Origin of the sequence: Roseibaca sp. Y0-43 (assembly GCF_020667835.1) — a bacterium.
In the GTDB taxonomy this organism is placed as follows: domain Bacteria; phylum Pseudomonadota; class Alphaproteobacteria; order Rhodobacterales; family Rhodobacteraceae; genus Roseinatronobacter.
This window is the reverse complement of the sequence record NZ_JAFMPR010000013.1, coordinates 1-23,966: the sequence shown is the minus strand read 5'-3', so window position 1 is coordinate 23,966 and position 23,966 is coordinate 1. Positions and strand designations below refer to the sequence as shown.

General features: G+C 60.3%; 34 protein-coding genes. 8 read left to right on the top strand and 26 right to left on the bottom strand.

Annotated elements, in window-relative coordinates:
• Nucleotides 1-198 precede the first annotated feature (198 nt).
• Both J1C52_RS13760 and J1C52_RS13755 read right to left on the bottom strand, forming a co-directional pair.
• Entirely contained in the window at nt 199-405 is a 207-nt protein-coding gene (locus tag J1C52_RS13760; protein ID WP_227428523.1) for a hypothetical protein, read from the bottom strand.
• A 234-nt stretch (nt 406-639) separates the two neighbouring features.
• Nucleotides 640-954 (bottom strand): hypothetical protein, encoded by a 315-nt coding sequence (locus tag J1C52_RS13755; RefSeq protein WP_227428522.1) that lies wholly within the window; start codon nt 952-954, stop codon nt 640-642.
• 276 nt (nt 955-1,230) lie between these two features.
• On the opposite strand from J1C52_RS13755, the gene J1C52_RS13750 reads away from it, so the two are divergent.
• Both J1C52_RS13750 and J1C52_RS13745 read left to right on the top strand, forming a co-directional pair.
• Nucleotides 1,231-1,656, top strand: a complete 426-nt coding sequence (locus J1C52_RS13750) for a hypothetical protein (protein ID WP_227428521.1) — start codon at nt 1,231-1,233, stop codon at nt 1,654-1,656.
• Nucleotides 1,653-2,066 carry a hypothetical protein gene (locus J1C52_RS13745; protein ID WP_227428520.1) on the top strand — a complete coding sequence of 138 codons (414 nt, stop codon included), beginning with the start codon at nt 1,653-1,655 and terminating at the stop codon, nt 2,064-2,066. Before J1C52_RS13750 ends, J1C52_RS13745 begins: the two co-directional genes overlap by 4 nt.
• 242 nt (nt 2,067-2,308) lie before the next feature.
• Here J1C52_RS13745 and J1C52_RS13740 read toward each other — a convergent pair whose 3' ends face one another.
• The gene (locus tag J1C52_RS13740; RefSeq protein ID WP_227428519.1) at nt 2,309-2,500 is read right to left on the bottom strand and encodes a Thivi_2564 family membrane protein; all 192 of its coding nucleotides are present in this window, start codon (nt 2,498-2,500) and stop codon (nt 2,309-2,311) included.
• Between the two features lie 93 nt (nt 2,501-2,593).
• Nucleotides 2,594-2,806 (bottom strand): DUF3185 family protein, encoded by a 213-nt coding sequence (locus J1C52_RS13735; RefSeq protein ID WP_227428518.1) that lies wholly within the window; start codon nt 2,804-2,806, stop codon nt 2,594-2,596.
• A gap of 469 nt (nt 2,807-3,275) precedes the next feature.
• On the opposite strand from J1C52_RS13735, the gene J1C52_RS13730 reads away from it, so the two are divergent.
• From J1C52_RS13730 to J1C52_RS13715, 4 genes are all read left to right on the top strand, one after another.
• Nucleotides 3,276-3,551 carry a glycine zipper domain-containing protein gene (locus tag J1C52_RS13730; protein WP_227428517.1) on the top strand — a complete coding sequence of 92 codons (276 nt, stop codon included), beginning with the start codon at nt 3,276-3,278 and terminating at the stop codon, nt 3,549-3,551.
• Nucleotides 3,552-3,557: 6 nt separating this feature from the next.
• Entirely contained in the window at nt 3,558-3,944 is a 387-nt protein-coding gene (locus J1C52_RS13725; protein WP_227428516.1) for a hypothetical protein, read from the top strand.
• Nucleotides 3,945-4,072: 128 nt separating this feature from the next.
• Nucleotides 4,073-4,246 (top strand): CsbD family protein, encoded by a 174-nt coding sequence (locus tag J1C52_RS13720; RefSeq protein WP_227428515.1) that lies wholly within the window; start codon nt 4,073-4,075, stop codon nt 4,244-4,246.
• Nucleotides 4,247-4,283: 37 nt separating this feature from the next.
• On the top strand, nt 4,284-4,442 hold the full coding sequence (locus tag J1C52_RS13715; RefSeq protein ID WP_227428514.1) for a hypothetical protein: 159 nt from the start codon (nt 4,284-4,286) through the stop codon (nt 4,440-4,442).
• A 97-nt stretch (nt 4,443-4,539) separates the two neighbouring features.
• On the opposite strand, the gene J1C52_RS13710 is transcribed toward J1C52_RS13715, so the two are convergent.
• On the bottom strand, nt 4,540-4,776 hold the full coding sequence (locus J1C52_RS13710) for a hypothetical protein (RefSeq protein WP_227428533.1): 237 nt from the start codon (nt 4,774-4,776) through the stop codon (nt 4,540-4,542).
• Nucleotides 4,777-4,952: 176 nt separating this feature from the next.
• Here J1C52_RS13710 and J1C52_RS13705 point away from each other — a divergent pair, with 176 nt between their 5' ends.
• Nucleotides 4,953-5,684 carry a Crp/Fnr family transcriptional regulator gene (locus J1C52_RS13705; protein WP_227428513.1) on the top strand — a complete coding sequence of 244 codons (732 nt, stop codon included), beginning with the start codon at nt 4,953-4,955 and terminating at the stop codon, nt 5,682-5,684.
• 50 nt (nt 5,685-5,734) lie between these two features.
• Here the strand turns inward: J1C52_RS13705 and J1C52_RS13700 are convergent, their stop codons facing one another.
• The 16 genes from J1C52_RS13700 to atpD all read right to left on the bottom strand — a co-directional run bounded on the left by J1C52_RS13700 (nt 5,735) and on the right by atpD (nt 18,619).
• Nucleotides 5,735-5,929 (bottom strand): hypothetical protein, encoded by a 195-nt coding sequence (locus tag J1C52_RS13700; RefSeq protein WP_227428512.1) that lies wholly within the window; start codon nt 5,927-5,929, stop codon nt 5,735-5,737.
• 281 nt (nt 5,930-6,210) lie between these two features.
• Nucleotides 6,211-6,852, bottom strand: a complete 642-nt coding sequence (locus J1C52_RS13695; RefSeq protein WP_227428511.1) for an OmpA family protein — start codon at nt 6,850-6,852, stop codon at nt 6,211-6,213.
• A gap of 175 nt (nt 6,853-7,027) precedes the next feature.
• The gene (locus J1C52_RS13690) at nt 7,028-7,441 is read right to left on the bottom strand and encodes a GNAT family N-acetyltransferase (RefSeq protein ID WP_227428510.1); all 414 of its coding nucleotides are present in this window, start codon (nt 7,439-7,441) and stop codon (nt 7,028-7,030) included.
• A 159-nt stretch (nt 7,442-7,600) separates the two neighbouring features.
• Nucleotides 7,601-8,530, bottom strand: coding sequence for a carbamate kinase (locus J1C52_RS13685; RefSeq protein ID WP_227428509.1), 930 nt, complete (start codon nt 8,528-8,530; stop codon nt 7,601-7,603).
• Between the two features lie 3 nt (nt 8,531-8,533).
• A complete protein-coding gene (gene argF, locus J1C52_RS13680) occupies nt 8,534-9,535 on the bottom strand; it encodes an ornithine carbamoyltransferase (RefSeq protein ID WP_227428508.1) in 1,002 nt (333 codons plus the stop codon).
• Between the two features lie 12 nt (nt 9,536-9,547).
• Nucleotides 9,548-10,771: an arginine deiminase gene (arcA, locus tag J1C52_RS13675; protein ID WP_227428507.1), complete on the bottom strand. Its 1,224-nt coding sequence runs from the start codon at nt 10,769-10,771 to the stop codon at nt 9,548-9,550.
• On the bottom strand, nt 10,768-12,198 hold the full coding sequence (locus J1C52_RS13670) for a YfcC family protein (RefSeq protein WP_227428506.1): 1,431 nt from the start codon (nt 12,196-12,198) through the stop codon (nt 10,768-10,770). Before J1C52_RS13670 ends, arcA begins: the two co-directional genes overlap by 4 nt.
• A gap of 97 nt (nt 12,199-12,295) precedes the next feature.
• Nucleotides 12,296-13,093 carry a F0F1 ATP synthase subunit gamma gene (locus tag J1C52_RS13665; protein WP_227428505.1) on the bottom strand — a complete coding sequence of 266 codons (798 nt, stop codon included), beginning with the start codon at nt 13,091-13,093 and terminating at the stop codon, nt 12,296-12,298.
• Nucleotides 13,086-14,588: a F0F1 ATP synthase subunit alpha gene (locus J1C52_RS13660; RefSeq protein ID WP_227428504.1), complete on the bottom strand. Its 1,503-nt coding sequence runs from the start codon at nt 14,586-14,588 to the stop codon at nt 13,086-13,088. The genes J1C52_RS13665 and J1C52_RS13660 overlap by 8 nt, the downstream gene beginning before the upstream one ends.
• Complete coding sequence (locus tag J1C52_RS13655) at nt 14,578-15,327, bottom strand: F0F1 ATP synthase subunit delta (protein WP_227428503.1); 750 nt, start codon at nt 15,325-15,327, stop codon at nt 14,578-14,580. The genes J1C52_RS13660 and J1C52_RS13655 overlap by 11 nt, the downstream gene beginning before the upstream one ends.
• Nucleotides 15,324-15,578 carry a F0F1 ATP synthase subunit C gene (locus J1C52_RS13650; RefSeq protein ID WP_227428502.1) on the bottom strand — a complete coding sequence of 85 codons (255 nt, stop codon included), beginning with the start codon at nt 15,576-15,578 and terminating at the stop codon, nt 15,324-15,326. Before J1C52_RS13650 ends, J1C52_RS13655 begins: the two co-directional genes overlap by 4 nt.
• Nucleotides 15,579-16,262, bottom strand: coding sequence for a F0F1 ATP synthase subunit A (locus J1C52_RS13645; RefSeq protein WP_227428532.1), 684 nt, complete (start codon nt 16,260-16,262; stop codon nt 15,579-15,581).
• Complete coding sequence (locus tag J1C52_RS13640) at nt 16,259-16,525, bottom strand: hypothetical protein (RefSeq protein ID WP_227428501.1); 267 nt, start codon at nt 16,523-16,525, stop codon at nt 16,259-16,261. The genes J1C52_RS13645 and J1C52_RS13640 overlap by 4 nt, the downstream gene beginning before the upstream one ends.
• Nucleotides 16,522-16,803: an AtpZ/AtpI family protein gene (locus J1C52_RS13635; protein WP_227428500.1), complete on the bottom strand. Its 282-nt coding sequence runs from the start codon at nt 16,801-16,803 to the stop codon at nt 16,522-16,524. The genes J1C52_RS13640 and J1C52_RS13635 overlap by 4 nt, the downstream gene beginning before the upstream one ends.
• Nucleotides 16,800-17,219, bottom strand: a complete 420-nt coding sequence (locus J1C52_RS13630) for a F0F1 ATP synthase subunit epsilon (protein WP_227428499.1) — start codon at nt 17,217-17,219, stop codon at nt 16,800-16,802. Before J1C52_RS13630 ends, J1C52_RS13635 begins: the two co-directional genes overlap by 4 nt.
• Nucleotides 17,216-18,619, bottom strand: a complete 1,404-nt coding sequence (atpD, locus tag J1C52_RS13625; RefSeq protein ID WP_227428498.1) for a F0F1 ATP synthase subunit beta — start codon at nt 18,617-18,619, stop codon at nt 17,216-17,218. The genes J1C52_RS13630 and atpD overlap by 4 nt, the downstream gene beginning before the upstream one ends.
• Nucleotides 18,620-18,749: 130 nt before the next feature.
• Between atpD and J1C52_RS13620 the strand changes: the two genes are divergently transcribed.
• Entirely contained in the window at nt 18,750-19,145 is a 396-nt protein-coding gene (locus tag J1C52_RS13620; protein ID WP_227428497.1) for a cupin domain-containing protein, read from the top strand.
• A 209-nt stretch (nt 19,146-19,354) separates the two neighbouring features.
• Here the strand turns inward: J1C52_RS13620 and J1C52_RS13615 are convergent, their stop codons facing one another.
• The 5 genes from J1C52_RS13615 to J1C52_RS13595 form a co-directional block, all read right to left on the bottom strand.
• Entirely contained in the window at nt 19,355-19,816 is a 462-nt protein-coding gene (locus tag J1C52_RS13615; protein WP_227428496.1) for a hypothetical protein, read from the bottom strand.
• Nucleotides 19,817-19,894: 78 nt separating this feature from the next.
• The gene (locus tag J1C52_RS13610; RefSeq protein WP_227428495.1) at nt 19,895-20,572 is read right to left on the bottom strand and encodes an ABC transporter ATP-binding protein; all 678 of its coding nucleotides are present in this window, start codon (nt 20,570-20,572) and stop codon (nt 19,895-19,897) included.
• The gene (locus tag J1C52_RS13605) at nt 20,569-21,774 is read right to left on the bottom strand and encodes an ABC transporter permease (RefSeq protein ID WP_227428494.1); all 1,206 of its coding nucleotides are present in this window, start codon (nt 21,772-21,774) and stop codon (nt 20,569-20,571) included. Before J1C52_RS13605 ends, J1C52_RS13610 begins: the two co-directional genes overlap by 4 nt.
• Complete coding sequence (locus tag J1C52_RS13600; RefSeq protein WP_227428493.1) at nt 21,774-22,844, bottom strand: efflux RND transporter periplasmic adaptor subunit; 1,071 nt, start codon at nt 22,842-22,844, stop codon at nt 21,774-21,776. The genes J1C52_RS13605 and J1C52_RS13600 overlap by 1 nt, the downstream gene beginning before the upstream one ends.
• Nucleotides 22,845-23,132: 288 nt before the next feature.
• Nucleotides 23,133-23,966: helix-turn-helix domain-containing protein (locus J1C52_RS13595; protein WP_255618525.1), on the bottom strand; the 834-nt coding region annotated here is incomplete at its 5' end.

The window sequence follows — 23,966 nt, the reverse complement described above, 5'->3', positions numbered from 1 at the left end:
ATCTCCTGGCCAGAGGCCAACGATTGCCACGCGCGCTTTTACACGGGCAGGCGTTCGTTCTTCGGTCAGCCGTTGAGCGCATTCGGCCGGTGGTGGGCAGATCCGGAAATTCGCTCTCGACGGCATGCTGTAGTAAGCCGTCTCTTTGGGCAAACTGCATCGAAGAGTCCTGCGCGACCGCCAAATCAATGCTAACGGTCACCGGAGCGACAACTTGTGCAAGGCCGCAGCGGCGAGTGCATGTTCTTTCTGGAGGTAGTCGCCGCGAAATTTACCATCGACCTGCACCTCCCAGATGCCATTTCTTTCGCGCACCTGAACCCCACAGCCCGGCGCTGGCAGGTTCACGGAGGGGGAATCCTGTCCCGAACTACGTCCGGGCAGCACTGGTTGCCTGTCGGTCACTTTCGGCTCCTTTGCTTTGGGCGCGCGCATGTCTCAAACGAGAACGACGGCGCGGGTGAATTCTTCCGCATGATTATCTGTTACAAAGTGACTATATTCGCACCGTGCGAAAACATCGGTTCGACGAACCGATGTGCCGCTTGCAGGCAACGGCCCTAGGTAAAGTCAGTCACCCAACCAAAAAATAGCCGATGAACGCACCGTAAATGCTGAGCTTCAGCCATGCGCGGGGTTTCATGGCCGATCTTTTCGCGGCGAAACCTCCGCTTCGTTGTGAATGTCGGTATGTTTCAGAGCCGCGTCCCGGCCCAAAGCCTCTTTCAACTCGTTGTCGGACGTCGCGCGCAATTCGGTGCGTCCTGCATGCCCCCCGCTGCCGTGGACCGTCAGGTAGGTCGCTGTCCGTCGATATGCCTCGAAGCTCAGCCCTTGGAGCAACTCTTCTTCGACCAGAACTTCGTATTCTCCGGCAGGCAGTTCGCCTTGGTATCTCGCCAAGGTGAATGGGTGCGAAAACGTCACCGTCGTTTTGGTAGACCGCATGGTCATTTCTGGTCTCCACGACGTTGGCATATCTGTCAGTCATCACTGTCTTGGCACAAGGCATTGGGCTTCGAGCACCGAACCGCCGAGTGATGTGCGTTCTGTATAGCCAAGACATGTTTGAGGCGTGCTGACACAGGTTAGTTCCGTAGTCCCTATCGGTCAAAACACCTCGGACCGGTCGCCAATACTGATGTGAGTAAGCGCGCAAAGACCGCGCTGGGGTTAGTCTATAGGAAACAGGGGCGATCCGCGCTCCTGCAACCAAAGATAGGATTAGCCATGAACGCACAGAATGTGCTCAACCCGCACCCGCCCGAATTTGAGCGGTTTCTCTACGCGTCGGTTGGCAAGGACCGGCGGGGATATGCCGTGACGGTCCTTTCCACGCTCGCGCGCCTCGGCCTCGATCCATGGAAAGAAACCGCTGAATTGGTCACGTTGGGGCGCGCCGCTGCGCAAGCGCGGCTGGGAAAACAGCTTGCTCGATTTTGGGACGTGCCGACATTGGCTAGCGATCACCTAATGGTCGCACGCGATCTGAGCCAACTGTTGCCAGAAGGCCGTATGTCGGGCAGCCTAAAGCGATCTGCCGACACGGTCACTGGCGACCGCATGAGCACGAGCAAAACGATTTGGGTGGCACTCGGAATTGCCTTTTTGCTGCTTCAGATATTCTTGATCGGCGCAGGAGGGTCTGACGAATGAGCACTTCATCTGAGACTTCGAAGACATTGGCCCATGCGGCCCATAAGCTGGGATCGCTGTCCCCCCAGGAACAGGCTGTTCTGTGGGACATGGAAGAACACTTCTGGACCAGCGGCGCAGACAACGCGCGCGCGACGACGGCGACCAACGCCGTTATGGTGTTCCCCTACCCGCCCGGCATCCTCCAAGGCGACCAGATATGGACCCATCTCAAACAGCGAACCGGCTGGCGGTCTGTCAAAATGGCTGAACGGCGCATCATGCGGTGTCAAGACATCGCCATTCTCACCTACCGTGTCTCTGCCGAGAAGCCAGACGTGCCAATTTACAAGGCACTCTGCGCTTCGAGCTATCTTAAAGATGACGACATATGGCTGAGAATTTCTCATCAGCAAACGGTCGTGACTTGAGGGTGGCTGTATCTGCCTATCCATGGCAGACGACCTGACCAAGTGAATGCGCCGACCTTGTCCGGTCGGACCGTTGATCGTCGGCAAAGCGGGATGTTTCGCGCAGCCTTAAGGGCTCCACTCGACTGTGTTGAGGGTCTGTCACCAAAACCCGGGATTTCGAAAAATCAATTTATGTAGCCGCACCCGGCGACATAGGATGCGATGGTGTCCGTGTGCCAACCGCGTTTGCGCCCGTAACATCATCCCCCGATGCGGATCGCGCCGATATTGCCCATGACACCGAACACTTGCAGCAGCCAGATCACGACCACGATCACGACCACCACATTCAGGATATTCTTGATCTTGCGATCCATCGGCACATAGCTGTTCACCGCCCAAAGCGCGACGCCGACGACGACAAGTGTAAAAAGCAGATTAAGTAACGGCATTGGACAACTCCTGTGCTGCATGTCGCGCCGGTGATAGGCCGACATGCAGATTTAAGTTTGGGTGTGCAGACCCGCAGGGCCCGCAGCTGATGGTCAAGCGCGCATCAGATCCCGGACAAATACACCACCACCCGCAAGCACCCCGACGATGCCCGCAATCATCAGCCACATCGTATTGCCCTTGAAGCGACCAGTCATGGCCTCTGCCATTTGATCGACCGGCGCGTTTGACCCACGCCACGCGAAGAAAAGCAACACAATGCCAAGGGCGAAAGCGACGAGTGCGAAGATGCTTGATTGTCTCATGTCTATTCTCCAAGGCGGTGCCGTCCGCGCCCTTTAGGGGCTGTTAAACGCGGCGGCGCGGCCTCTAATGCCGCTGCGGAATGCGGGCGGCACCAAGAAATATGACGGAATGCACCAACGTCGCACTTACCTGGATCAGCCAGACCAAGCACGCTTGCCAAAGATGCGACACGCTGTCTTGCCCAAACACTGATCCATGTTGGAGCGCGTCACGGTCACAAGACTAAAGTGACCCAGAGCCAACTTTTGGTGATGTGAACCGCAGAGGAGCGCAAATGAACAGACTGATTTATCTGGTCGGGCTGGTCGTGATCGTTCTGGTCGTATTGGGCTTTTTGGGATTGCGCTGACGGCGCTGTCACAAAACCGCTGGTGCAACTGACCGTTGCAACGCGATCAATCGAAACTGCCTTATCCATGTGAGCCCCGGCACTTCCCGTGGCATGTGATCCTAGTCTGGAGCGACACGATGAACACGGCCCCTTCCCTTAATACGAAACTGACCACGCCCGAGCATGACATCGGCGAACAGATCAACGCTTTGCGGAAGGATCTGGCAAACTTGACGTCAACGCTCAGCGATGACGTGACGCGTGGTGTCGCAAGTGCCGGGCATCAGATCAACCAAGCGGGTCAGGATGTGCAAAAGACCGCCACCAAAGCAATCCTCGATCATCCCTTGGCGGCTGTTGGCATTGCCGCCAGCATCGGCTTGCTGCTTGGCCTTGTCGCGCGAAAGGCCTGATCAGTCATGGGTATGCCGCTTCTTGGGGCTTTGCGCGATCTCGCCGCAGCCCGCGCCGCATCTGCCAAGGTGCAGGTTGCGGCAACCCTTGTGACCATACTTTTCGGTTTCGCCGCCGCAGCCTTGGTCTGCGCGGCGGGACTGGTGGCGCTCACCGATGCCATGGGCTTTCCGATTGCGGCACTTGTCTTCGCCGCGATGTTTGCAGGTCTGGCACTGGGTGTCACGTTGGCTAGCCGCGGGTTCGTTTCCCGAACAAAGGCAAAGGCGGCCAAGGCGCAAAATCAGGTCAAGATTGACCTGGCCCTTGCCACGTCTTTGTCCCGCACGGCGCAGCCCCTGCTGCCGCTTGCGGCCTTTCTCGCGGCCTTTGCTTTGGCGCGGCGACCCTAGGCAATGTCACTGATCGAAGTTAGCGCGGCATATGACAAAAGGGTTCAAATCATCGGTCTCGGGTAGTCAGAGATCAGAACCTAACTCTGGTCATATCGAAGCAAATACCATTCGGAGGAGGCCGTATAATGAACAAAGACCGCATTGAAGGCAGCGCGAAACAAGCTCAAGGCTCTGCCAAGGAGGCCATCGGAAAACTGACCGATGACCCCCAACTGAGAGCCGAGGGCAAGGTGCGCAAGGCCGAAGGCACACTTCAAAAAGCATTCGGCAAATTCAAAGGCCTGTTCCATCGCAGTTGATGCCGGAACAGGGTCATTTCAGTGAAAGGCGCAAGACATGGAAAAAAATAAAAAGAAAAAGGCCATCGGCACTCCGAAAAGTGTCAAGAACCCCAGTGACTATAAAACACGGGAATCTGCCGGTAAGGAAAGCAAGACTGACGCGATGTTCCACAAAACGACTGGCAAGGGCAAGGCAGGCGCCCGCAAAGGCTAATCCTTGAACCCGGAAGGAGGCCCCGCCGCGGCACCCTCGTGTAGCGGGGCGACACCCACCGAAAAGCGCGCTTTTGCAGATCGGCACATCAACGTGCCTAGCGCCGCCGGACCGAATTTCCTCCGGCCAATATTGCGTTGATCAACGCGGCCACCGCCGCATGAGTTTCCGAATTCTCCGAATCTGGCACAAATTCATGGGCAGCGGCAGCATCCTTGAGAATGCCGATGATTTCCTTTTCCGGCAGGATGTTACGATCATTCAGCGCGAGCAGGAGAGACTCGCAGATGGACAAGGCAGCTGTTCCGGCAATGTCTTGGGGTACGGGCATGATCTGCTTTGCTTTCTGGTAGGGTGTGTCGAACGGAGCGCTGCCCCTTTGCGCGGTGGCGCCTCGTGATCGTAGGGATATCGTGCTAAGATGGACTGATCTAAAGCAGCTTGTTCAATAAGTTTTCAGGATATTCGCAAGGTAATGTAAGATACTGCCAAACGAGGGTAAAACCCGAAATGTCCTTGTTGCAAAGCCCACTGACGCTCAAACTGTCTGCTTTCGTTGCATTGTCCGAAACCGATCTTCAGACCCTGCAACGCTACCATCGCCGTAGGCGGGTATTTCAGGCCAATCACGAATTGATCCATGAAGGTCAAAGAAATAACACGGCCTTCATCCTCGCCGAAGGGTGGGCTTGCTCGTTCAAACTGCTGCCAGATGGAAAGCGGCAGATCGTGGACTTTCAGCTTCCTGGTGATTTTCTGGGGCTGCGCAGTATCCTGTTTCGCACCGCTGATCACAGCACGGAAGCTGTCACGCGGATCGAGGCTTCGGAAGTTCTGGCGACAGACATTTTCGACAGCTTTGCAGAAGCGCCAAGACTTGCGACGGCGGTTCTTTGGGCCGCCTCTCGAGATGAGGCGATGGTGGTCGAGCATCTTGTCAACCTTGGCCGCCGCTCTGCGGAACAGCGCATGGCGCATTTCCTGCTGGAACTGGCTGCACGCCTGAAGCTTGTCGGCATCGGTGATAAAACCGGTTTCGATTGTCCGTTGACCCAATATCATCTGGCCGATGTTTTGGGGCTGAGCGCGGTTCATGTGAACCGCGTATTGCGCCAAATGCGTGAACAGGGACTAGTGACGTTCCAGAAAGGCCGCGTCACCTTCGATGATTTTGCCGGTCTTGTCAGCCTTGCAGGCTTTGATCCCGATTATCTGGATCAGGACGGCCCGATGCTGCGATAAGCGCGCCCCGGCATATCAGCCGGGGCGCGCGGTCAAAACGCGTGCGCGCCTTAGACGAGCGCTTTCTTGGCCGCGTCGAGTTCGCGGTTGCAGTCGCTGTCATTCTTGGCAATCTGCGCTTTTTCGGCAGCCTGGTAATGCTTCAGCGCTGCGTCCTTCTTTGGGCCTGCGGGGGCCGCATCCCAAGCCGATTTGACGGATTTCATCTTGTCGGCGGTATTTGATGCAGGAGCTTTGTTGTCCATGACAATGGATCCTTTCTTGTTCTGTTCAAACTAGACGAAACCTCGTCACCACGTCCGGGCAAGGCCCTAAAAGCGGTTCACGTGGCTTCTTCGATACTTGAAACAAACATACAACGGCAGGGTAACGTGCCGTCTTGAGGACAATGCACCATCGGGTTCGAGTAGCGACTGATACAGGTTTGCATTTGGTCGAATTCTTTTTGGCCTCACGCTTTGCCAAAATGAAACGGGCAAAGGTGCCGCCCCTTGCCCGTTTCAAAAGATACCATGCGCAAATCGTGTCAGCCGGTCGGTGTGATCACGACTTCGACCCGGCGGTTTTCTGCACGACCTTGCACTGTGTTGTTCGAGGCAATCGGCTCGTAAAACCCGCGCCCCGACACCACGATCCGGTTTGCGTTGGTGCCATTGCGGATCAGAACCCGCGCCACGGCTAAGGCCCTGTCTTGGCTCAGCTGGTTATTCAGCGCTGCTGATCCGACGGTATCGGTATGTCCAACCACCCGGACGCTAGAATTCGGGTGACGGCTCAGGCTTTGTGAAACCCGCGCCAGTGCAGGTTGGAACCCCGACTCGACGACCGAAGACCCGGTGCGGAACGTGACGGCTTCGGGCAAGACGACCCGTAAGTCGCTGCCGGTATTCGTGATCGAAGCTCCAGTGCCCGCCAGTGACTGACGCAGCTCGCGCTCTTGCGCGGCCATCTGTGTGCCGATCACGCCACCCAAGGCCGCGCCGAGGGCACCACCGATCACCGTGGCACGGGTATTACCGCCGATGATCTGTCCTGCCGCAGCCCCTGTCAGCCCGCCGATCACTGCGCCCGTTCCGGGCTGGTTCGGTGTGCCATCCAGATTGGTGCAGCCCATGAGAGTCGCAACGCTCAAAGCGCCCGTTGCCAGCATTCTTGCGTGATAGTTCATGTCGCATGATCCTCCGATTGTGCTGTCCTACAGGTGCTGCAAGACCAAAGCACAAAACCGAAATCATCATGGCATGGCTCTGCCTCTGACTTGCTGATCTACGTTAACTGCTGGGGCATAACGCGCGCTAAACCCAAGGAAAACCGGGTCTTTTCCGTAGTTTTCTGCGGTAGGGTCAGTGATGAAAATGGGTCGGTCTGGGTATGCCGGGATCATGCATATCTACGAAGCCGTGCTTGAAATGCCCAATGTCGATATGGGCTTCGCATTCAGCACCGCGTTGCTGGATCTCCCCGCTAGCGCCGTGAACAAGGCTGCGAATGCCATTGTTTTCACTTGCAAAATACAGATCCGCCGTGCGCAACCCAAGCTTGTCCGCCGCCGCCAACCCATCCAGAAACAGCGCCTTGCCATAGCCCTTTCCCTGAAAGGAATCTTCAACAGAAATTCCGATCTCAGCATGTCCATCGCGGCCTTTGAACAGTTCCAGCACCCCGACAATCCGCCCCTCTTCCGAAATACCTAGGACGATATCCGGGCGGGCGCGGTCCGCCACGGTTTGGAGTGCTCTATCGGGCAAATCGACCATGAAGCGGCTTTGGCGTGACGCATGGCCCAGCCGCTTGTAATGGCGCGACAGCGCGCGCTGCCAATCCGCAAGCCTGCCCGGCAGAACCTGCGGGGTCGGCGTGTCTGGCAGGCGCGGCATGGGCTGTCCTTTCAGGCTGGTCCATGGCTTGGGCAAAGTTTAGTCGGGTAACCCCAACGGATCGGCGCGCACCTGCGTGCCTGCCTGTCCCTCGACAATCGCGCGGGCATCTTGCAGGCGACCGATCCCCGCTATTCTGCCGCCTGCACGAATAAAATCACAGGCTGCACCAATCTTGGGGGCCATGGACCCAGCTGCAAAGGTCATCTTGTCCAGCTCCGTCGGCGTGATGGTCGCGATGGCGGCCTGATCCGGGCCACCCCAATCGCGGAATACGGCTTCGACATCTGTCAGCATAAGCAGCACATCTGCGTTCAGGGCCTGCGCTAAAAGTGCCGATGTGCGGTCCTTGTCGATCACGGCCTCGATCCCGTCCATCCGGCCATCGGAGCCGCGCACAACGGGTATGCCGCCGCCGCCCGCGCAGATGACACAAATTCCCGCTTCGACCAACAAGCGGATCGGCGCGATTCCCAGAATGGCAATGGGCAAGGGGGATGGCACCACGCGGCGTAGAGTGCCGCTCGATTCCTCTACCATTGACCAGCGATGGTCCTGCCCCACTCGCGCGCCCTCTGCAGCGGTATAGACCGGACCGATGGGTTTGACCGGACGGCTGAGCGCAGGGTCGTTCGGGTCCACTTCCACACGAGTCAGCAAGGTTGCACACTCGGTGCCTGGCGGAAGGGCGTTCATCAGTTCCTGTTCTATCAGATAGCCGATCATGCCTTCGGTTTCAGCGCCCAGAATATCCAGCGGCCAAGGGTTGTCCGGCGCATAGGCGGCAGAGCGCAACGCCATAAGCCCAACCTGCGGGCCGTTGCCATGCGCCACGATGATCTGGTGATCGCGGACCAGATCGGCCAAGGCAGTGGCCGCAATCCGGACATTCGTGTGTTGCGCTTCCGCAGTCATGGGCTCGCCGCGTTTCAGCAGGGCATTGCCGCCCAAGGCTATCACGATCCGCATCGCTTAGCCCCCAATCGTGGCGACCAGAACCGCCTTTATCGAATGCAGCCGGTTCTCGGCCTGATCGAACACTTTCGACGCGGGGGATTCAAACACCTCCTCCGTTACTTCCATGCAGTCGATACCGTAGGTCTGGAATATCTTTTCGCCGGTCAGGGTGTCGCGGTTGTGGAACGCAGGCAGACAATGCAGGAATTTCGTATGCGGATTGCCCGAAAGGTCCATGACCTGCTGTGTCACGCTGAAGGGAGATAGTAGCGCAATCCGCTCGGCCCAGACGCTCTCCGACTCGCCCATCGACACCCAGACATCGGTATAGATAAAATCGCATCCCTCGGCCGCTTCAGCCAATTTCTCGGTCTGCACGATACGCGCCCCACTGGTTTCCGCCAGCTTGCGGCAGTGATCGACCAAAACGGGGTCGGGCCACAGGCTTTGCGGGCCACACAGCCGAATATCCATGCCGATCAGGGCGGCCCCCACCATCAAGGATGTGCCCATATTGCTGCCCGTATCGCCAATGAAGCAAAAGACGATGTCCGACAGGTGTTTATGGGTATATTCGCGCATCGTCATCAGATCGGCAAGGATCTGGGTGGGATGAAATTCATCGGTCAGCCCGTTATAGACCGGCACACCCGCGTAGTCGGCAAGAACTTCGGCATCATCCTGCCCGAAACCACGGTATTCGATGGCGTCGTAATACCGGCCCAGCACGCGGGCAGTGTCCTTAATCGTTTCCTTGCTGCCGATATGGCTGCCAGAGGGGCCGAGATATGTAACATGTGCGCCCTGGTCGAAGGCAGCCACCTCGAAGGCGCTGCGCGTGCGCGTGCTGTCTTTTTCGAAGATCAGGGCAATATTCTTGCCCTCCAGCAGACGGTGCTCCGTGCCAGTGGCTTTGGCGATTTTCAGGTTTCTGCCCAGATCGAGCAGAAAGCGCAGTTCATCGGACGAAAAATCCATCAGTTTCAGGAAACTGCGGCCTTGTAGGTTTAGAGGCATGGCTTCGTCCTTTCAAATAGCGTCGCGGATCAGCGGGCAGGTCATGCAATGCGAGCCGCCGCGCCCCCGTCCAAGTTCGGCGCCGGAAATGGTGATGACTTCGACACCGGCCTTGCGCAGAAGCGTGTTGGAATGAGTGTTGCGCTCATAGCCGACAACCACGCCGGGGCTGATGCACAAGAGGTTATTGGCATCATCCCATTGTTCGCGTTGGGATTCGTAGGCATCGCCGCCGGTGGGCACCGTGCGAAGCTTTTTCACGCCAAGGGCTTCGGCCACCACATCCAGGAACACCCCCTTTTCCGCCGTGACAGCCACACCGCCGGTATCATTGGGGCGCAACGAATAGGTCTGGATCGCATCCGTAACCTCTGCAAAGACCGTCACAAGATCGCGGTCGCAAAAGGTAAAAACCGTATCCAGATGCATGGACGACCGCGCGCGCGGAAACTGGCAGGCGATCACGCGCTCTGCCCCGGCGCCCGCAAACAGCCCTTGGGCCAGTTGCCCCACCGCCTGCGGCGTCGTGCGCTCCCCCATGCCGACCAGCACAACCCCGTTGCCAATGGGCATCACATCGCCGCCTTCCAGCGTTGCCGCGCCATGATCCACCATCGGGTCGCCATACCAGATGGGAAAATCGGCATCCTTGAAATCGGGATGGAACTTATAGATCGCGGCCAGATTGAGCGTCTCCAGCCGTCGTGCGGGCCAGAACATCGGGTTCAGCGTGACGCCCCCATAGACCCAGCAGGAACTGTCGCGCGTGAAAATGGTGTTGGGCATAGGGGCCAACAAGAAATCCTCGTCCCGCAGCATCGGGGCGACGACCCCCGCCGTGGCAATCGGCAGTTCTGCCCGGCTCATTCCCCCGATCAGGAAATGGGTCAACGCATTGGCGGGCAGTTCCATCAGGCAGGCATGCAGGTCATCGGCAAGCCCAACACCGACGGAATTGTCGTTGATCCGCGCATCAAGCAACCAACGCCGGGCCTTCGGATCGGTTAGCACCGCTTCCAGCATCTCGCGCAGAAGCACCACTTCCACGCCGCGTTCGCGTAGGGCGTCGACAAAGGCCATGTGGTCGATCCGTGCCTGTTTCACCCAGAGCACATCGTCGAACAGCAGGCTCTCGGCATTGGCTGGTGTCAGCCGCGCCATTTCCAGACCGGGCCTGTGTAGCATGACGCGGCGCAACTGGCCCGCTTCGGAATGAACACCGTATGTCAGGGTCATGGCGCAGCTCCAAAAGTGACGGCCATTGCAAGGGCGGCCATGACGACTAGGGTGAGGACAAGCAGCAGCGGCCAGATGAAGCGAAGCCAGCGTTCATAGGGCACGCGGCCAATACCCAGCGCGCCCATGACAACCGCAGAGGTGGGTGTGATCAGGTTCACCATGCCGCTGGCCGTGGCAAAGGCGGTGACCACAAGTTCACGCTTTACGCCGGCGAAATCCGCGACGTGTGCAAGGATCGGCATGGACAGCACAGCAAGGCCAGAGGTCGAGGGCACGAAAAACGATAGCCCGACCTCGATCCAGTAGATGACAAGGATGAACGCGGTCTGCGACAATCCCGCCACGCTGGTTTCCGCCGCGTGCAGGATCGTGTCTGTTATCAATCCCGCATCCATCACCACCACGATGCCGCGTGCCAGCCCGATAATCAGCGCCACGCCCAACAGGTCGCGCGCGCCGCCGACGAAGGCGTCGACAAGCTTGCCCTCGCCCTGCCGCCCGACGATGCCGATCGCGATGGCCGCGGCAAGGAACAAGCCACTCATTTCCGCCATCCACCAGCCACCGAGGGATACGCCCCAAATCATCACGGCAAAGGTCAGCGCAAAAAGACCGAGCACGATCTTGTGCAGGCCGGTATAGGCCACCGTCTCGCCCAAAGCGTCGGACAGGAAATGTGCCTCGTTCGCAGCCTTTTTGTCATAGACGAGCGATGCCGTCGGATCGGCCCGCACCCGCGCGGCATACCGCATGACAAACGCAACCGTTACCGCAAAGCAGACCAGAAGGATGCCCAGCCGTAATAGCAGGCCATCAGCAAAAGTGACGCCAGCCGCATCAGAGGCGATGACGGTCGAAAACGCATTGATTGTCGAGCCAAGCACACCGACCCCGGCCCCCAGCAGGATGACCGCCACCGCCGTGAGCGCATCGTATTTGGCGGCAATCATCACCGGGATCAGTAGGACATAGAACGCCAGCGTTTCTTCGGCCATGCCATAGGTCGTGCCGCCAAGCGCGAACAGCGCCATTAGGATCGGGATCATCCATTTCTCACGCCCCTTCAGGCGGACCATGGCCCGGGCGATACCGGCATCAATAGCCCCTGTCGCGGTGACAACGCCGATGAAACCGCCAATGATCAGCACGAAAAGGGACACGTCGATAGCGCGGGCTGCATAGGACATCGGGTCGTAAAAGCCCGCGATGGGCGCAAGTATCACATCGAACAGCCCCTGCGGATTGGCCTCTGTCGGGGCATAGCTTCCGGCGACGGGGACGTCCTTGCCCAAGGCTTCCGAGGCGACGCGATCATATTGCCCCGCAGGGATGATCCAGGTTAGCGCGGCCATCAACACGATCAATGCGAACAGGATGGTAAAGGCAGAGGGGAAACGGAACCCCGTTTTCTTCGCGTTTGGCATCGGCCCAACTCTCCTTGGTTTGGTGTTGGACTGAGTTTAGCCAAGTGTGATCAGGACCAAGCTGACGCAGGTTAGGTGGCGCGCGGTTTTCGTGCCATCATCCCGCCGCCAAGGCTCCTGACGCGATCTCGATAATCTCGGCAGTGATGCTTTCTTGCCTGTCGCGGCGGGCCAGTGCATTGAGGCGCTCGAGTTCCTCGTCGATCTGGCGTGAGGCGGCCGACATGGCGGCCATACGCGCCTCGTTCTCGGCGGCGAACGCATGCAGGGCGGCGCGGGTCATATCGGCATGCAGCCGGTCCAGCGCGATATCCACCACCAAATCGCCAAGGGCTATGTTGTGAAGCGGGCTAGGCTGCTGGGGTTCGCCGCTCTGGGGCGCAAAGGGATAAAGCGCGCGCTGCGTGACCTGCGCCTGCCCCTTGCTCCAGATCGTGTGAACCACGCCGACGGGACGCAGCTTGCCTTGTGCCAAAACCGCCGCCAAAACCCGGTCGGCGAATTTTGGCACGCTGGCGGAGCGCACGGGCAACGGGGCAGACCAGGCCGGGATCAGGCCACGCGCCTCTGCGATCACGGCACCCCGACTGCCGATCACGAACAGATCCGCGTTTTCCTTGTCCGCCGCGTCCAGAACACGTTCCGAATAGGTCCCGACAAAGCCCTGTTCCGCACAGAATAGGACAAGCGCGGGCCGCATATCGGCAAACGGCAGTTCCTTGCTGCCCGCAACCTGCGTATAAGCCGCGACCATCTTCTCGGCATAGGCGTCGACTGCCGTGACCTGCGCCCGGGCGGTGCGCGCCCGCGCGCCCGCGATGCCGGTCATCGCCCGCACCACGCTGCCCAGTTGTGCGATGCCGTCAATTCGGTCGGCCAGTGCGGCGTCAGCCATCGGGGGCGGCCCGTTTTTGCAGCAGTTCCAGAAGCGCGGCATGGTCGTCATTCGTCAAGATGCCCGTCGCCTCGACACGGACCAGCAGGTCGGCAAGTTGCGCATCCAACGCACCGGCAAGGCCGTCTCGAAAGGCGTCGACCGCCTTGACTGTAAGCGCATCAAGAACGCCATTCTGCACCGCCAGCACGAGTGCAACCTCGTCGATCAACCGCAGCGGTGCGTGCTGGTCTTGGCGCAGAACCGCGCGCAGGCGCGTCCCACGTGTCAACTTCGCTTGCACGCGGGGCTCTATCACGCCACCAAAACGGGTGAATACCTCCATTTCCAGAAACTGCGCATAGTCCAGCCGCAGCGATTTCGCGGCATTGCGCAAGGCCAGAGCTTGCGTCTTGCCGCCCACCCGGCTCACTGAGACGCCCACATTGACGGCGGGTTTCTGCCCCTGTTGGAATAAGGCGGCATCCAACACGATCTGGCCGTCGGTGATCGAGATCAGGTTGGTCGGGATATAGGCCGCAAGGTTGCCCGCCTCGGTCTGAGCAATCGGCAGCGCGGTCAGCGACCCGCCCCCATTTGCGGCAGACAGCTTGGCCGCACGTTCCAGCAGGCGGGCATGGACATAGAACACATCGCCCGGATAGGCCTCGCGCCCCGGCGATTGGCGCGTCAGCAGGGCAATCTCGCGGTGGGTGGCGGCGTGTCTGCTCAGGTCGTCGATTACGATCAGGGCATGCCCGCCAGCGTCACGAACATGCTCGGCCATGGTCATGCCCGCGAAAGGCGCAATCCATTGCAGGCCGGGCGGTGTGGCCGATCCTGCGACTACGACGATGCAGCGGTCAAACGCGGCATGGGTCTGCAGAGCATCCACGGCGCGGCGCACGGCAGAGGTTTTCTGCCCCACCGCGACATAGATGCAAACCATGTCGCTGTGTCGTTGGGCAATGATCGTGTCAATGGCCAGCGTCGTCTTGCCAGTGGCCGGGTCGCCGATGATCAATTCGCGCTGGCCCCGGCCAAGGGCGAACAGGGTATCCACCACCAGAACGCCTGTCTGCACGGGGTCCGTGACCAGGTCGCGCTCGATAATGCCGGGGGCTTTGCGCTCGATGGGCGACAGGGATGCGCCCTGAACCGGCCCCTTCCCGTCCAGCGGGCGGCCCAGCGGGTCTACGATCCGGCCCAGCAGGCCCGCACCCACCGGCACGCGCACCACGTCGCCGGTGCCGCGCACCGCATCGCCCGCCTGAAGGCCGGCTGCTTCATCAAGCAGAACACAACCGATCTGGTCCGGCTCTAGCACCTGCGCAAAGCCGACCGCACCGCTGTCAAATCGCAACAGCTCGTCCAGCCGGGCATTCCGCAGCCCCGAGATCATGGCAACCCCATCACCGGTCTCTTCGACCCGTCCCCGATGCTCGGCACATGGGCCAAGTGCTGTCGCCGCCACACGCGCGGCCGCGTCATGCTGCCATGCGATATCATGCGGCATCGGACTCAGCGTCCTTGTCCGCCAAAGCGGCAGCGATACGGTCCAGATCGGCGCGCCATGAATTGCGCAAGGTGACATGGGGCGCATGCAGTTCCAAACCCGCGATCAAGTCGGGATCGGTGCGAAACGTCAGGTCGGGCGTTGTCCCCAGCGCCCCGGCTATGGTTTCTGTGATCCGGGCCTGTGCGTCATTGTCGGCTTCTTTTGCACAGACAACCGTGATCGTGGCACCTGCCAAGGCCTTGCGGTCCATGTCAGACAAGGTGGCCAACCCCTCTGCCAGCCAGCCCAGAAAGGCGGCATCGGTGCCAGCCCCATCCAGCCGTGCCATCAGCCTACCGGCGATTGTCACGGCCAGCCCCTGCGCTTCTGCTATAGCGGTTTGCTTGAGTGTTTCAGCGGCGCGGACGCGGGCCGCCTTGGCGGTGTCTTGCAGCACCTGCGCTGCGGCGCGCGCGTCTTGCAGCAACAAGTCGCGGGCGGCTTCCGCCTCTGCACGCGCGGCGTCCAGTATCGCGCGCCGTTCGTCCTGAATCCCTGCACGGGTCGCGGTGATCTCGGCCGATTCCGCCTTTGCCTTGGCGCGCTCTGCCGCTGCGCTGTCCAACATCTTCTGCGCCGATTCCTGCCGGGCAACGATCATGGCGGCGACGGGGGTCCAGAAAAACCGTTGCAACAGCCAGATCAGGACAAGGACATTGACCGCCTGAAACCCAAGCGTCCAAAGATCAAAGCTCATGGCATCATCGGGTTGGCAAAGAGCAGCAAAAGCGCGATGACAAGGCAGTAGATCGCAGTCGTCTCGATCATCGCAAGCCCCACGAACAACGTGCGCGAGATGGTGTTTGCCGCCTCGGGTTGGCGGGCGATGGCATCCATGGCGGCAGCGACCGCCCGGCCCTCGGCAAGCGCGGGGCCAAGCGCGCCAAAGGAGACCGCAAAGGCCGCGCCAAAGATGCTGACCAAGCTAATGATGCTTTCGTAATCCATTCAGGACTCCTTTTCGGGCGGGGGTTTGCCCTTTTCGACGGCAGATGTGATGAAAACGATCGACAAGATCGCAAAGATGTAGGCCTGCACGGCCCCCGTCAGAAGGTCGAGCGCCATAAGTGGGATTGGCACCAGCAATGCCGCCAGCGAGCCGACAATGGCGATCACGAACACCCCGCTCATCACGTTGCCGAACAGGCGCACAAACATCGAAAAGGTGCGTGTCAGGCTTTCGAGCATGTTCAACGGGATCATCACCGGGTTGGGGCGCGCAAAGCCGCGCAGGAACCCACCCAAACCCCCGCCCTGTATGCCGAAAAAGATGATCGACAGGAAAACAATGAGCGCCAGCGCCGCCGGCGTCTCCATCGTTGCCGTCGGCGGGTCAATGCCGGGGATCAGCGACGACCAGTTTGCGATCAGGATAAAGACAAAGAGCGTGCCGATGAAGGCGCGGTAGGGCGCAGGTGCAGCCCCCGTCACGTCACGGATTTGGCTGTCGACCGTGATGACCAGCAATTCTGCCGCGGCCTGAACCCGTGACGGAACTTGCGTCAGGCGGCAGGTTAGCAAGGCTACAAGCCCCAGAGCCACCATGATTGCCCATGTCACTACCACCGATACCATGATCGGCACAGGGCCGAGCAGAAACAGGGGTTCAGAGAGTAGCGGACTATCCATCAGCTTGCCCACCGCAAGACGGCAAAACGCCCGATCAGCCAACCAAGGGACAATGCCAGCAACGGCCCCGCTCCTTGGAAAGCGGCGAATGTCAGCACCGCGCCAAGAACCAGCAAACGCGCCGCGCTCAGGGCAAGACCTTGCCACAACCCGCCACGCCCGACGCCAAGCATGAGGTCCGAGCTGACCCTGACCAATCGGAAATAGACCAGCCCAATCGCCACACCGGCACCAAGGCATAAGCTGAGGAAAAACAGATCGCTCATGCGCTGCCCATCCAGCGCCAAGCGAACCAACCGCCAAAGCCAAGTCCGACCAGAAGCAGCGGCGCGGTCCAGAACAAGCCGCTGTCGAACCGCACATCCAGCCAACGACCAACGTAAATACCGAGCAGCATCGGGGCCACGATGATCCAGCCCAGAACACCAATCTGCGCCAAGCGCCGCCCCACCGAAGGCTCCCCGTCTCTGGCAAAGGAGGCGCGGCGGGCCTGATGGCGGTGGACCTCACGGATCAGAGGGTCGGTTTCATCCGGTTCGGTCATTTCATTGTTCCCCCGGGCTTGCGCTGCAACCGCGCCATCATCTGCCGCATGGCGGACAGATGCAGGCGCGTGCTTTCCGTATGCTCAACACGGTCTGCATCCTCCTCTGCGCGGAATCGCGCCAGCACATCGCGGTCCAGCCTGCCCAAATCGTCGCCCACCACCGCCTCGCGGGTGGCGATAGCCACCCGGCCCGCCGTTACGGTCAGCACGCCGCCACGCACCGCGCAGAACCGTGCCGCGCCCTCGCCTGTTGTCCAGGAGACCACGGACAATGCCAGCCGCGTCAGGAAATCTGCATGTCCCGGCAATACCCCGAAGCTGCCGCTGGCATCCACTGCCCGCAAGCTCAGCGCCGGTTCCTTGACGACCACCGATAACGGGGTGAGGATGGTCAAAGGCAGTGTTGGGCTCATGCGGCGGCCTGCTTTGCGCGGGCTTCATCCAATGTGCCGACCATGTATAGCGCGCTCTCGTCCCAATCATCCGCCGCACCATCCAGGATCGCACGGCACCCTACCAGCGTATCGGCCCGCGCGACCGCTTTGCCCGGCATTCCAGTAAAGGCCTCGGTCACGGCGAAAGGCTGCGTGAGGAACCTTTGCAAGCGCCGGGCTCGCGCCACGATGCGTTTGTCAGCCGCGCCCAATTCGTCGATCCCCAGAAGCGAGATGATGTCCTGCAATTCGGCGAAGCGCGCCAGCGTCTCGCGCACCTCGCCCGCTATGGCGTGGTGATCGGCCCCCACCAGTGCCGGATCGAGCAAGGTGGATGACGAGGCCAGCGGGTCTATCGCCGGGTAGAACCCCTGCCCTGCCAAGGCGCGACTAAGCACGATCACGCAATCCATATGGCCCGAGATCGTGGTGACGGCCGGATCGGTAAAATCGTCTGCGGGGACATAAACCGCCTGAATGGAGGTTACCGCCGCCCCCGCAACAGAGGCGATGCGCTCTTGCAACCCCGCCACTTCGGTGGCCAGCGTCGGCTGATACCCAACGCGCGACGGCAAACGACCCAGCAAACTCGACACCTCGGCCCCGGCCTGCACATAGCGAAAGACGTTGTCCATCAGCAGCAACACGTTGCGATGGCGCGTATCGCGGAAATACTCGGCAATGGTCAAAGCGGTCAGCGGCGCCCGCCAGCGGGCCCCGGGAGGTTCATTCATCTGTCCGTAGACCAGCACCGTGCCGGGCAGCACGCCAGAGGTCTCCATCTCGGTCAGTAGTTCGTGACCCTCGCGCGAGCGTTCGCCGATGCCTGCAAACACCGAAATGCCATCGTAATTCTGGACCATGGCGTGAATCAGCTCCATCACCAGCACGGTCTTGCCCACGCCTGCGCCCCCGAACATCGCTGCCTTGCCCCCTTGGGCCATTGGCGTCAGCAGGTCGATCACCTTTATCCCGGTCTCGAACACCTCGGTCGTCGCACCTTGCGCGGCCAGCGACGGCGGCGCGGCATGGATCGACCGGCGCGGCGTGTCGGGCGGCAATGCATCGCCCAGATCGCGCGGTGTGCCGGTAACATCCAGCAGACGGCCCAGAACCGCGCGGCCCACCGGCACCATCACCGGCGCACCAGTGGCGCGCACCGAGACCCCGCGCGACAATCCGGCGGTCGCCTGCAGGGCCACGGCCCGCAGCGTCGCCCGGTCAAGATGGCTTTGCACCTCGAGGATGAGCGCGCCGGGCTGGTCCCAATCGACCATCAGGGCCTCGTTCAGCGCAGGCAAGTCGCCGCCGCCATAGCGCACATCGACAACCGCACCGCGCACGGCATGGACCAGACCAATCGTGGATGCTTCTGCCATGGCCACTCCTTTTCGTCGGAGTGTCGCCCAAAATGGACGCCTGCTGACTGATCTAGATTAGCACAGCGCGGGCGAATTCGTCCGATATGCATTGGCAGTGGCCATGTTCCCAACACATCAGGAGATCGACATGAAGGGCTATATCGCAGATATCGAAACGCTGACCGAGGACAATAACGATTTCCGCAAGGTGCTTTATACCGGGCATCACCTGCAACTGGTGCTTATGGCGCTGAAACCCGGGCAAGATATCGGGGTCGAAACCCATGAAACCCATGACCAGTTCTTCCGCATCGAACAGGGCAAGGGCCTCGCTTCGATCGACGGGGTGGCGCATAAGGTCAAAAGCGGGGATTGCGTAATCGTGCCAGCCGGGGCGGCGCATAACCTGACCAATTCCGGCGACAAGGTTCTGCGGGTCTACACGCTCTACGGCCCACCAGAACATCTGGACGGCGTGACGCGGAAAACCAAGGCCGAGGCAGACGCGCAGCACGAAGCGTTTGACGGGGTTGCGACGGAATAGAGGGGGGCTTTGAGGCCAGTGAGGATGGCCGCCTTTGACGCATAACCGCTTCTTAAGAATAAGTGCCTCTGATCATACTGGTCAAAGACACCTTCGCCTGAATGTTCCTGAGAGGGACAGTGAAGGCTTGAAACAAAAAAACGACAAAGAATTGCTACGCAAAGCCCCCATTGTGGAAATATTTTTTATGGCCTCTCCTAAATTCACGACTATTTCGCGTCGAAGAGAATCTCACCCAGAGCTTGATAATTGCAATGAATGTCTGACCAATCTGCTTTCATCGTTTGCAAGTCTTTCACTCGAATGAAATAATGGATCAAATCCCCGTCTATATCCAGCCTCGACCCAATGTAAACATACTTACGGTTCCTCGAGGTGAACAACGACCCTGTAAAGGGCTTGTATCTTTCAAACCAACCGCTTTCACGCTCAAAGCGATCAAGCGCAATTTTTAAAGCTATCTTTATGTTGTCGCTCTGTTTCTTTGAAATACTGAGCCTATATTCATACCAGTTCTTTCCCGTTTTTAACAAAAATCTACTCGCGACAATCTCCGGGCGAACGAGATAATCCTCACATGTCGTATCAAATGCTTTCTGACTGATCTTCCCCCGCGATCTCGTTAAACTGATCAACTGATCTACAGCTTGCCTCACATCGTCTTCATTCATCGCGCTACTCGTAATCATAAATTGCTTAAGATAGACTTTTCCATATCTCGTGAATGCCTGCAAGATCTGCGTAATAGCTTATCCCGTCACAACCCCCTCCCCCACCACGATCTGTCGGCAGCACAGCCCCGCTATTTTCTCGTCATGGGTGGAGATCAGGAAGGTCGTGCCTTCGTCCCGGTTGATCTCCGCGATCAGGTCCATCACCTGCATGGCCGAATCGCGGTCGAGGTTGCCGGTGGGTTCGTCCGCCAGCACCAGTTCAGGCCGGTTCATCAGCGCGCGCGCCACGGCAACACGCTGCTTCTGGCCACCCGACAGGTTGGAAGATGGGAAATTAACCCGCGCTTCAAGGCCCATGCGCACAAGCAGGTCGCGCCCCCGTGCTCTGGCCTGCGCCGTCTCGCGCCCCTCGCGCACGGCGGTGGGGAACACCACGTTTTCCAGCGCCGTGAAATCGGGCAACAGGTTGTGGAACTGAAAGACGAAACCGATATGGCGGTTACGAAATTCTGTCAGTGCGCGGTCATCGGCTGCCACCAGATCCTGCCCCAGCATGGTATAGCGGCCCGATGTCGGCTTCATCAATGTCCCCAGAATGGTCAGAAGCGTGCTTTTTCCCGATCCGGACGGGCCCAAAAGGGCTGCCATCTCGCCCGCCGCAAGGGTCAGGGACAGGCCGCGCAGCACGCGGGTTTCCGCCTCTCCCGACCCGAAGGTCTTGGTCAGGTCCGACACCTGCAGCAACGCGGTCATTGCCCGATCGCCGTGACAGGATCAACCCGCGCCGCCGACCGCGCGGGCAGGATAGACGCAAGGATCGCCCCGATCACCGTCAGGGTAATGGCCAGCCCGTAAGAGCCTTGGGTGATGTCCATCGGCAAGGTGCCCGGCTCGAAAGCATCGCGCGAGGGGAAGGGTAGCAGCGCGAGATATCCCAGCGCCGCGCCCGACAGGCCGCCCAGCAGTCCGACCAACGCCCCTTGGGTGACAAAGACAAAAATCACAAAGCCCCGTCCCGCCCCCATCGCTCGCATGATCCCGATCTCGGGACGGCGGCGATAGGTGGACAGAAGCAGTGCCGAGGCGACGCCGATCACGATTGTGATAAGCGCGAAGGTCTTCAGGAAATACCCGGTCTGCGCCTGCGCATTCAGCGCCTCCATCAATTGCTCGGCACCGTCGGTCCAAGGCACTGCATCAAGCCCGGTAAGGGCCGCGATCCGCAGGGCCGTGGCGTCGGCCGCGTTCAGGTCCGACAGCTTGATCTCGATCCGTGTGACGCCTTGCGGCAGCGCGAACAACGTGCGCGCGGTCGGCAGGCTGACATAGACGCTGCTGGCGTCGATCATCCCGTTTCCGGTGCTGTAAATGCCGCCCACCGTCAGAACCGCCGACGCCCCGATCGAGGATTGCAGGCGCAACGTTTGGCCCAGCTTCAGCGACAGATCATCGGCAAGTGTCTCGCCCAGCACAACGATGCCCGACCCTAGCCGTTCAGAACCTTCCACAATGTAGCCGCGCAAATTCAGGATTGCGGATTCGCGCCCCGGTTCCAGCCCTGTGACGCTGACTTGCGCCACCTGTGCCCCGCGTGCGAGGAACCCAGCCCCGCCGATCTGAGGCGACACGGCAACGACGCCCGGCACCGTTTCGATCAGGGGCAGATAGGTCGCAGCATCGGACAAGGTCGCGGTTCGGGTGCGGCCGCGTTCGATGGCCGCCAGAACATGACCATCGCGGTGGATCAGCAACGGCGGATCCGGGTCATCGGCTTCGATCGTGATATGGCTTATATCTCCAACGGTGCGTGACAGGATGAACTCTGCCAGCCCACCGATGAGCGCCGACATGAAGACAAAGATAAACACCCCCACAGCCACACCCAGCACCAGCAGCGCTGTCTGCGCCTTGCTGGCGGTCAGGTAGCGAGTCGCGATCTTGAGCCCATATAGCATCAGGGTACCAGAACCCTGACCGCCTGCCCGTCTGTCACAGCGGCGGCATCTAGAACCAGAACATCTCCCGGTTCCAGCCCGTCGGTCACGATCAGCCGCCCGGCGGGCCAGTCGATCACGGTCACGGGGCGACGTGTGGCAATGCCATCGGTCACGACGAAAACAGCCTCTCCGTCGATGGCTGCCCTCGGCGCGGTGATCGCGTCCTGCCGTTCATCGATCACGATGTTTGTGCTGACGGTCAACCCGACAGGCGCGCGTATCGGGCTGTCGAAGGACAGCTCGACCGCCAACCCACCAGTGTCTGCATCGACCTGTTGCGACACAAAGCTGACCTTCCCTAGATGTGTGCTGGCCTCGCCAGAGAGTTGCAAGACGGCAGATTGGCCAGCTTTGATCTGCATGGCATAAGCTTCGTCCACATTGGTTACGACGATCAACTGGTCCAAGTTCGCGACGGTCATCAGCACGGTCGACGTGTCGATGGTTTGCCCCGGCTCGACAGTTAATCCCAACACGGTTCCAGCCATCGGCGCGCGCAGCAAATGTTTGTCCAGTTGCACCTGCGCTTGATCGACCTGTGCAGTGGCGCGCGCAACCTCTTGTGCCGCGGTCAGAAGCGTGCGTTCAGCCGCGTCGCGTTCAGTGCGGGCGATGTTCGGGCCAAGCGCCTCGGCGCGGTTCAGCGCATCCTGTGCCCGCGCCTCGGCAACCAGCGCTGCATCCAGCCCTGCCACTGCCTGACGCAGGATTGCCTGCTGGCTTGCAGCATCGACACGGGCTAGTAGGTCGCCTTGTTGCACGCTGTCGCCTTCCGCCAGCGGAAGATCGCGCAAGGTGCCCGCCACCAGCGCGCGGATATCGACCGTATGCTGCGCAGCTATGCGCCCATTGACCGCAAGAACCCGTGTTGCCGGAGCCAGTTCCACCCTTTCCGCCTCAACCGAAACCGGTGCGTTTGACCAGGGCTGCAGATAGATGGCTGCAACAAGCACGACAGCAACCAGAAGCGCGACTGCCCACGGCCAGATGCGCCACTTGGATAGGCTCGGCGGATCGGAGGTCGACATGTCAATTTGCAATGCCGGCAATCTAACGTTTTCCGATGCGTCTACCGTCGGGACACTTGCTTCTCTTGCCTGATCCGAAGATGTCTTCGTCATTTCCTGTTCCAGATTTGCGACTTCAGACTTTTACCCGCTGGTCCTTCGGGCCGCATCCAACCAGTCGTTTGTTAGCATCTGGCATAGATCGGCATGCTGATCTGCATCATTCAGGCGCGGTTGTTTCGTTGAATGGCAAAAAAAGCTGCAGCTTCGTGCAGCTCTTCCCCTAGTTCGGATGGCAGTTAATCTAGTTCACTGGCGCGCACCGAGCACATCGAAGAAATTTTCGGCCAGCAGATCATCATGCCTGCCGGGGATCGCCCCGGCCTTTGTCGCGCGCGTTTCGGCGATCCGCCACATTCGGTATCGCCCCTGCCCCGTAACCTCCCGAATGAGGCCCTGCTCGTCCATCCAGTCGATGTTGCGCTGAACCGTTGCCCGATGCGTGCCTGTCATTTTCTCGGCCATCTGTACTGAGACCAGCGGCCAGCTTGCGAAGAGGTTCCGCAGCATCGCCGGCGTCTTGCCCGAGAGGGGGGCCATCGCGCGCTCTGCGGCAGCCGCCCAAGCCTCGATCTCCTCGAGCCTGCGCAGGGCTGCGAATGTCGCGCTCTCCATCGCGTTCAGCCAGCGTGCTAACCGGGCGGGCGGGTCCCCGATCGCGCGGAAGCCCCCTCCCCCGCCCATGGCGATGGGGGCGAAGATCGCGCCGAGCGCGCTCCCCGACGGCGCGAGATCGGCGATCGCGACGCGCGCAGCCGTCACTGCGGCCTCCAGCGGGTCATCGACCGGTGAAAGCTCCGCGACGTGCCAGAGATGAAAACCCATGCAGGCCCGCGCTACGGGGTGGAGGTCTTCGGCCTGATCCATCATCGCGAGCCATCCGGCGGCCCGGTCATCGAAGGCTTCCCGCTCTGCCATCTCGACCATGCGCGAGGGAGCCTTAGCCTCGTCGAGACGCTCCCCCTGCCCCGGACGGGCGCGCCGATCAAGGAAGGTCTCGAGGTCGCCAACACCTGACCGACGCGCCAACGGCGCGGGTCCGCCGGTCAGCCGCCGCACGGTCCAGCCGATCCGGTACAGCGC

Coding starts and splice junctions, on each gene's coding strand:
- J1C52_RS13630 (WP_227428499.1), bottom strand. CDS start 17,219: ATGAGCCCAACACTGCCTTTGACCATCCTCACCCCGTTATCGGTGGTC.
- J1C52_RS13700 (WP_227428512.1), bottom strand. CDS start 5,929: ATGGACAACAAAGCTCCTGCATCAAATACCGCCGACAAGATGAAATCC.
- atpD (WP_227428498.1), bottom strand. CDS start 18,619: ATGGCAGAAGCATCCACGATTGGTCTGGTCCATGCCGTGCGCGGTGCG.
- J1C52_RS13690 (WP_227428510.1), bottom strand. CDS start 7,441: ATGGTCGATTTGCCCGATAGAGCACTCCAAACCGTGGCGGACCGCGCC.
- J1C52_RS13715 (WP_227428514.1), top strand. CDS start 4,284: ATGGAAAAAAATAAAAAGAAAAAGGCCATCGGCACTCCGAAAAGTGTC.
- J1C52_RS13610 (WP_227428495.1), bottom strand. CDS start 20,572: ATGACCGCGTTGCTGCAGGTGTCGGACCTGACCAAGACCTTCGGGTCG.
- J1C52_RS13660 (WP_227428504.1), bottom strand. CDS start 14,588: ATGCCGCATGATATCGCATGGCAGCATGACGCGGCCGCGCGTGTGGCG.
- J1C52_RS13755 (WP_227428522.1), bottom strand. CDS start 954: ATGACCATGCGGTCTACCAAAACGACGGTGACGTTTTCGCACCCATTC.
- J1C52_RS13600 (WP_227428493.1), bottom strand. CDS start 22,844: ATGTCGACCTCCGATCCGCCGAGCCTATCCAAGTGGCGCATCTGGCCG.
- J1C52_RS13640 (WP_227428501.1), bottom strand. CDS start 16,525: ATGAGCGATCTGTTTTTCCTCAGCTTATGCCTTGGTGCCGGTGTGGCG.
- J1C52_RS13750 (WP_227428521.1), top strand. CDS start 1,231: ATGAACGCACAGAATGTGCTCAACCCGCACCCGCCCGAATTTGAGCGG.
- J1C52_RS13605 (WP_227428494.1), bottom strand. CDS start 21,774: ATGCTATATGGGCTCAAGATCGCGACTCGCTACCTGACCGCCAGCAAG.
- J1C52_RS13730 (WP_227428517.1), top strand. CDS start 3,276: ATGAACACGGCCCCTTCCCTTAATACGAAACTGACCACGCCCGAGCAT.
- argF (WP_227428508.1), bottom strand. CDS start 9,535: ATGCCTCTAAACCTACAAGGCCGCAGTTTCCTGAAACTGATGGATTTT.
- J1C52_RS13740 (WP_227428519.1), bottom strand. CDS start 2,500: ATGCCGTTACTTAATCTGCTTTTTACACTTGTCGTCGTCGGCGTCGCG.
- J1C52_RS13615 (WP_227428496.1), bottom strand. CDS start 19,816: ATGAATGAAGACGATGTGAGGCAAGCTGTAGATCAGTTGATCAGTTTA.
- J1C52_RS13665 (WP_227428505.1), bottom strand. CDS start 13,093: ATGGCTGACGCCGCACTGGCCGACCGAATTGACGGCATCGCACAACTG.
- J1C52_RS13725 (WP_227428516.1), top strand. CDS start 3,558: ATGGGTATGCCGCTTCTTGGGGCTTTGCGCGATCTCGCCGCAGCCCGC.
- J1C52_RS13620 (WP_227428497.1), top strand. CDS start 18,750: ATGAAGGGCTATATCGCAGATATCGAAACGCTGACCGAGGACAATAAC.
- J1C52_RS13685 (WP_227428509.1), bottom strand. CDS start 8,530: ATGCGGATCGTGATAGCCTTGGGCGGCAATGCCCTGCTGAAACGCGGC.
- J1C52_RS13670 (WP_227428506.1), bottom strand. CDS start 12,198: ATGCCAAACGCGAAGAAAACGGGGTTCCGTTTCCCCTCTGCCTTTACC.
- J1C52_RS13695 (WP_227428511.1), bottom strand. CDS start 6,852: ATGAACTATCACGCAAGAATGCTGGCAACGGGCGCTTTGAGCGTTGCG.
- arcA (WP_227428507.1), bottom strand. CDS start 10,771: ATGACCCTGACATACGGTGTTCATTCCGAAGCGGGCCAGTTGCGCCGC.
- J1C52_RS13735 (WP_227428518.1), bottom strand. CDS start 2,806: ATGAGACAATCAAGCATCTTCGCACTCGTCGCTTTCGCCCTTGGCATT.
- J1C52_RS13705 (WP_227428513.1), top strand. CDS start 4,953: ATGTCCTTGTTGCAAAGCCCACTGACGCTCAAACTGTCTGCTTTCGTT.
- J1C52_RS13745 (WP_227428520.1), top strand. CDS start 1,653: ATGAGCACTTCATCTGAGACTTCGAAGACATTGGCCCATGCGGCCCAT.
- J1C52_RS13650 (WP_227428502.1), bottom strand. CDS start 15,578: ATGGATTACGAAAGCATCATTAGCTTGGTCAGCATCTTTGGCGCGGCC.
- J1C52_RS13635 (WP_227428500.1), bottom strand. CDS start 16,803: ATGACCGAACCGGATGAAACCGACCCTCTGATCCGTGAGGTCCACCGC.
- J1C52_RS13655 (WP_227428503.1), bottom strand. CDS start 15,327: ATGAGCTTTGATCTTTGGACGCTTGGGTTTCAGGCGGTCAATGTCCTT.
- J1C52_RS13720 (WP_227428515.1), top strand. CDS start 4,073: ATGAACAAAGACCGCATTGAAGGCAGCGCGAAACAAGCTCAAGGCTCT.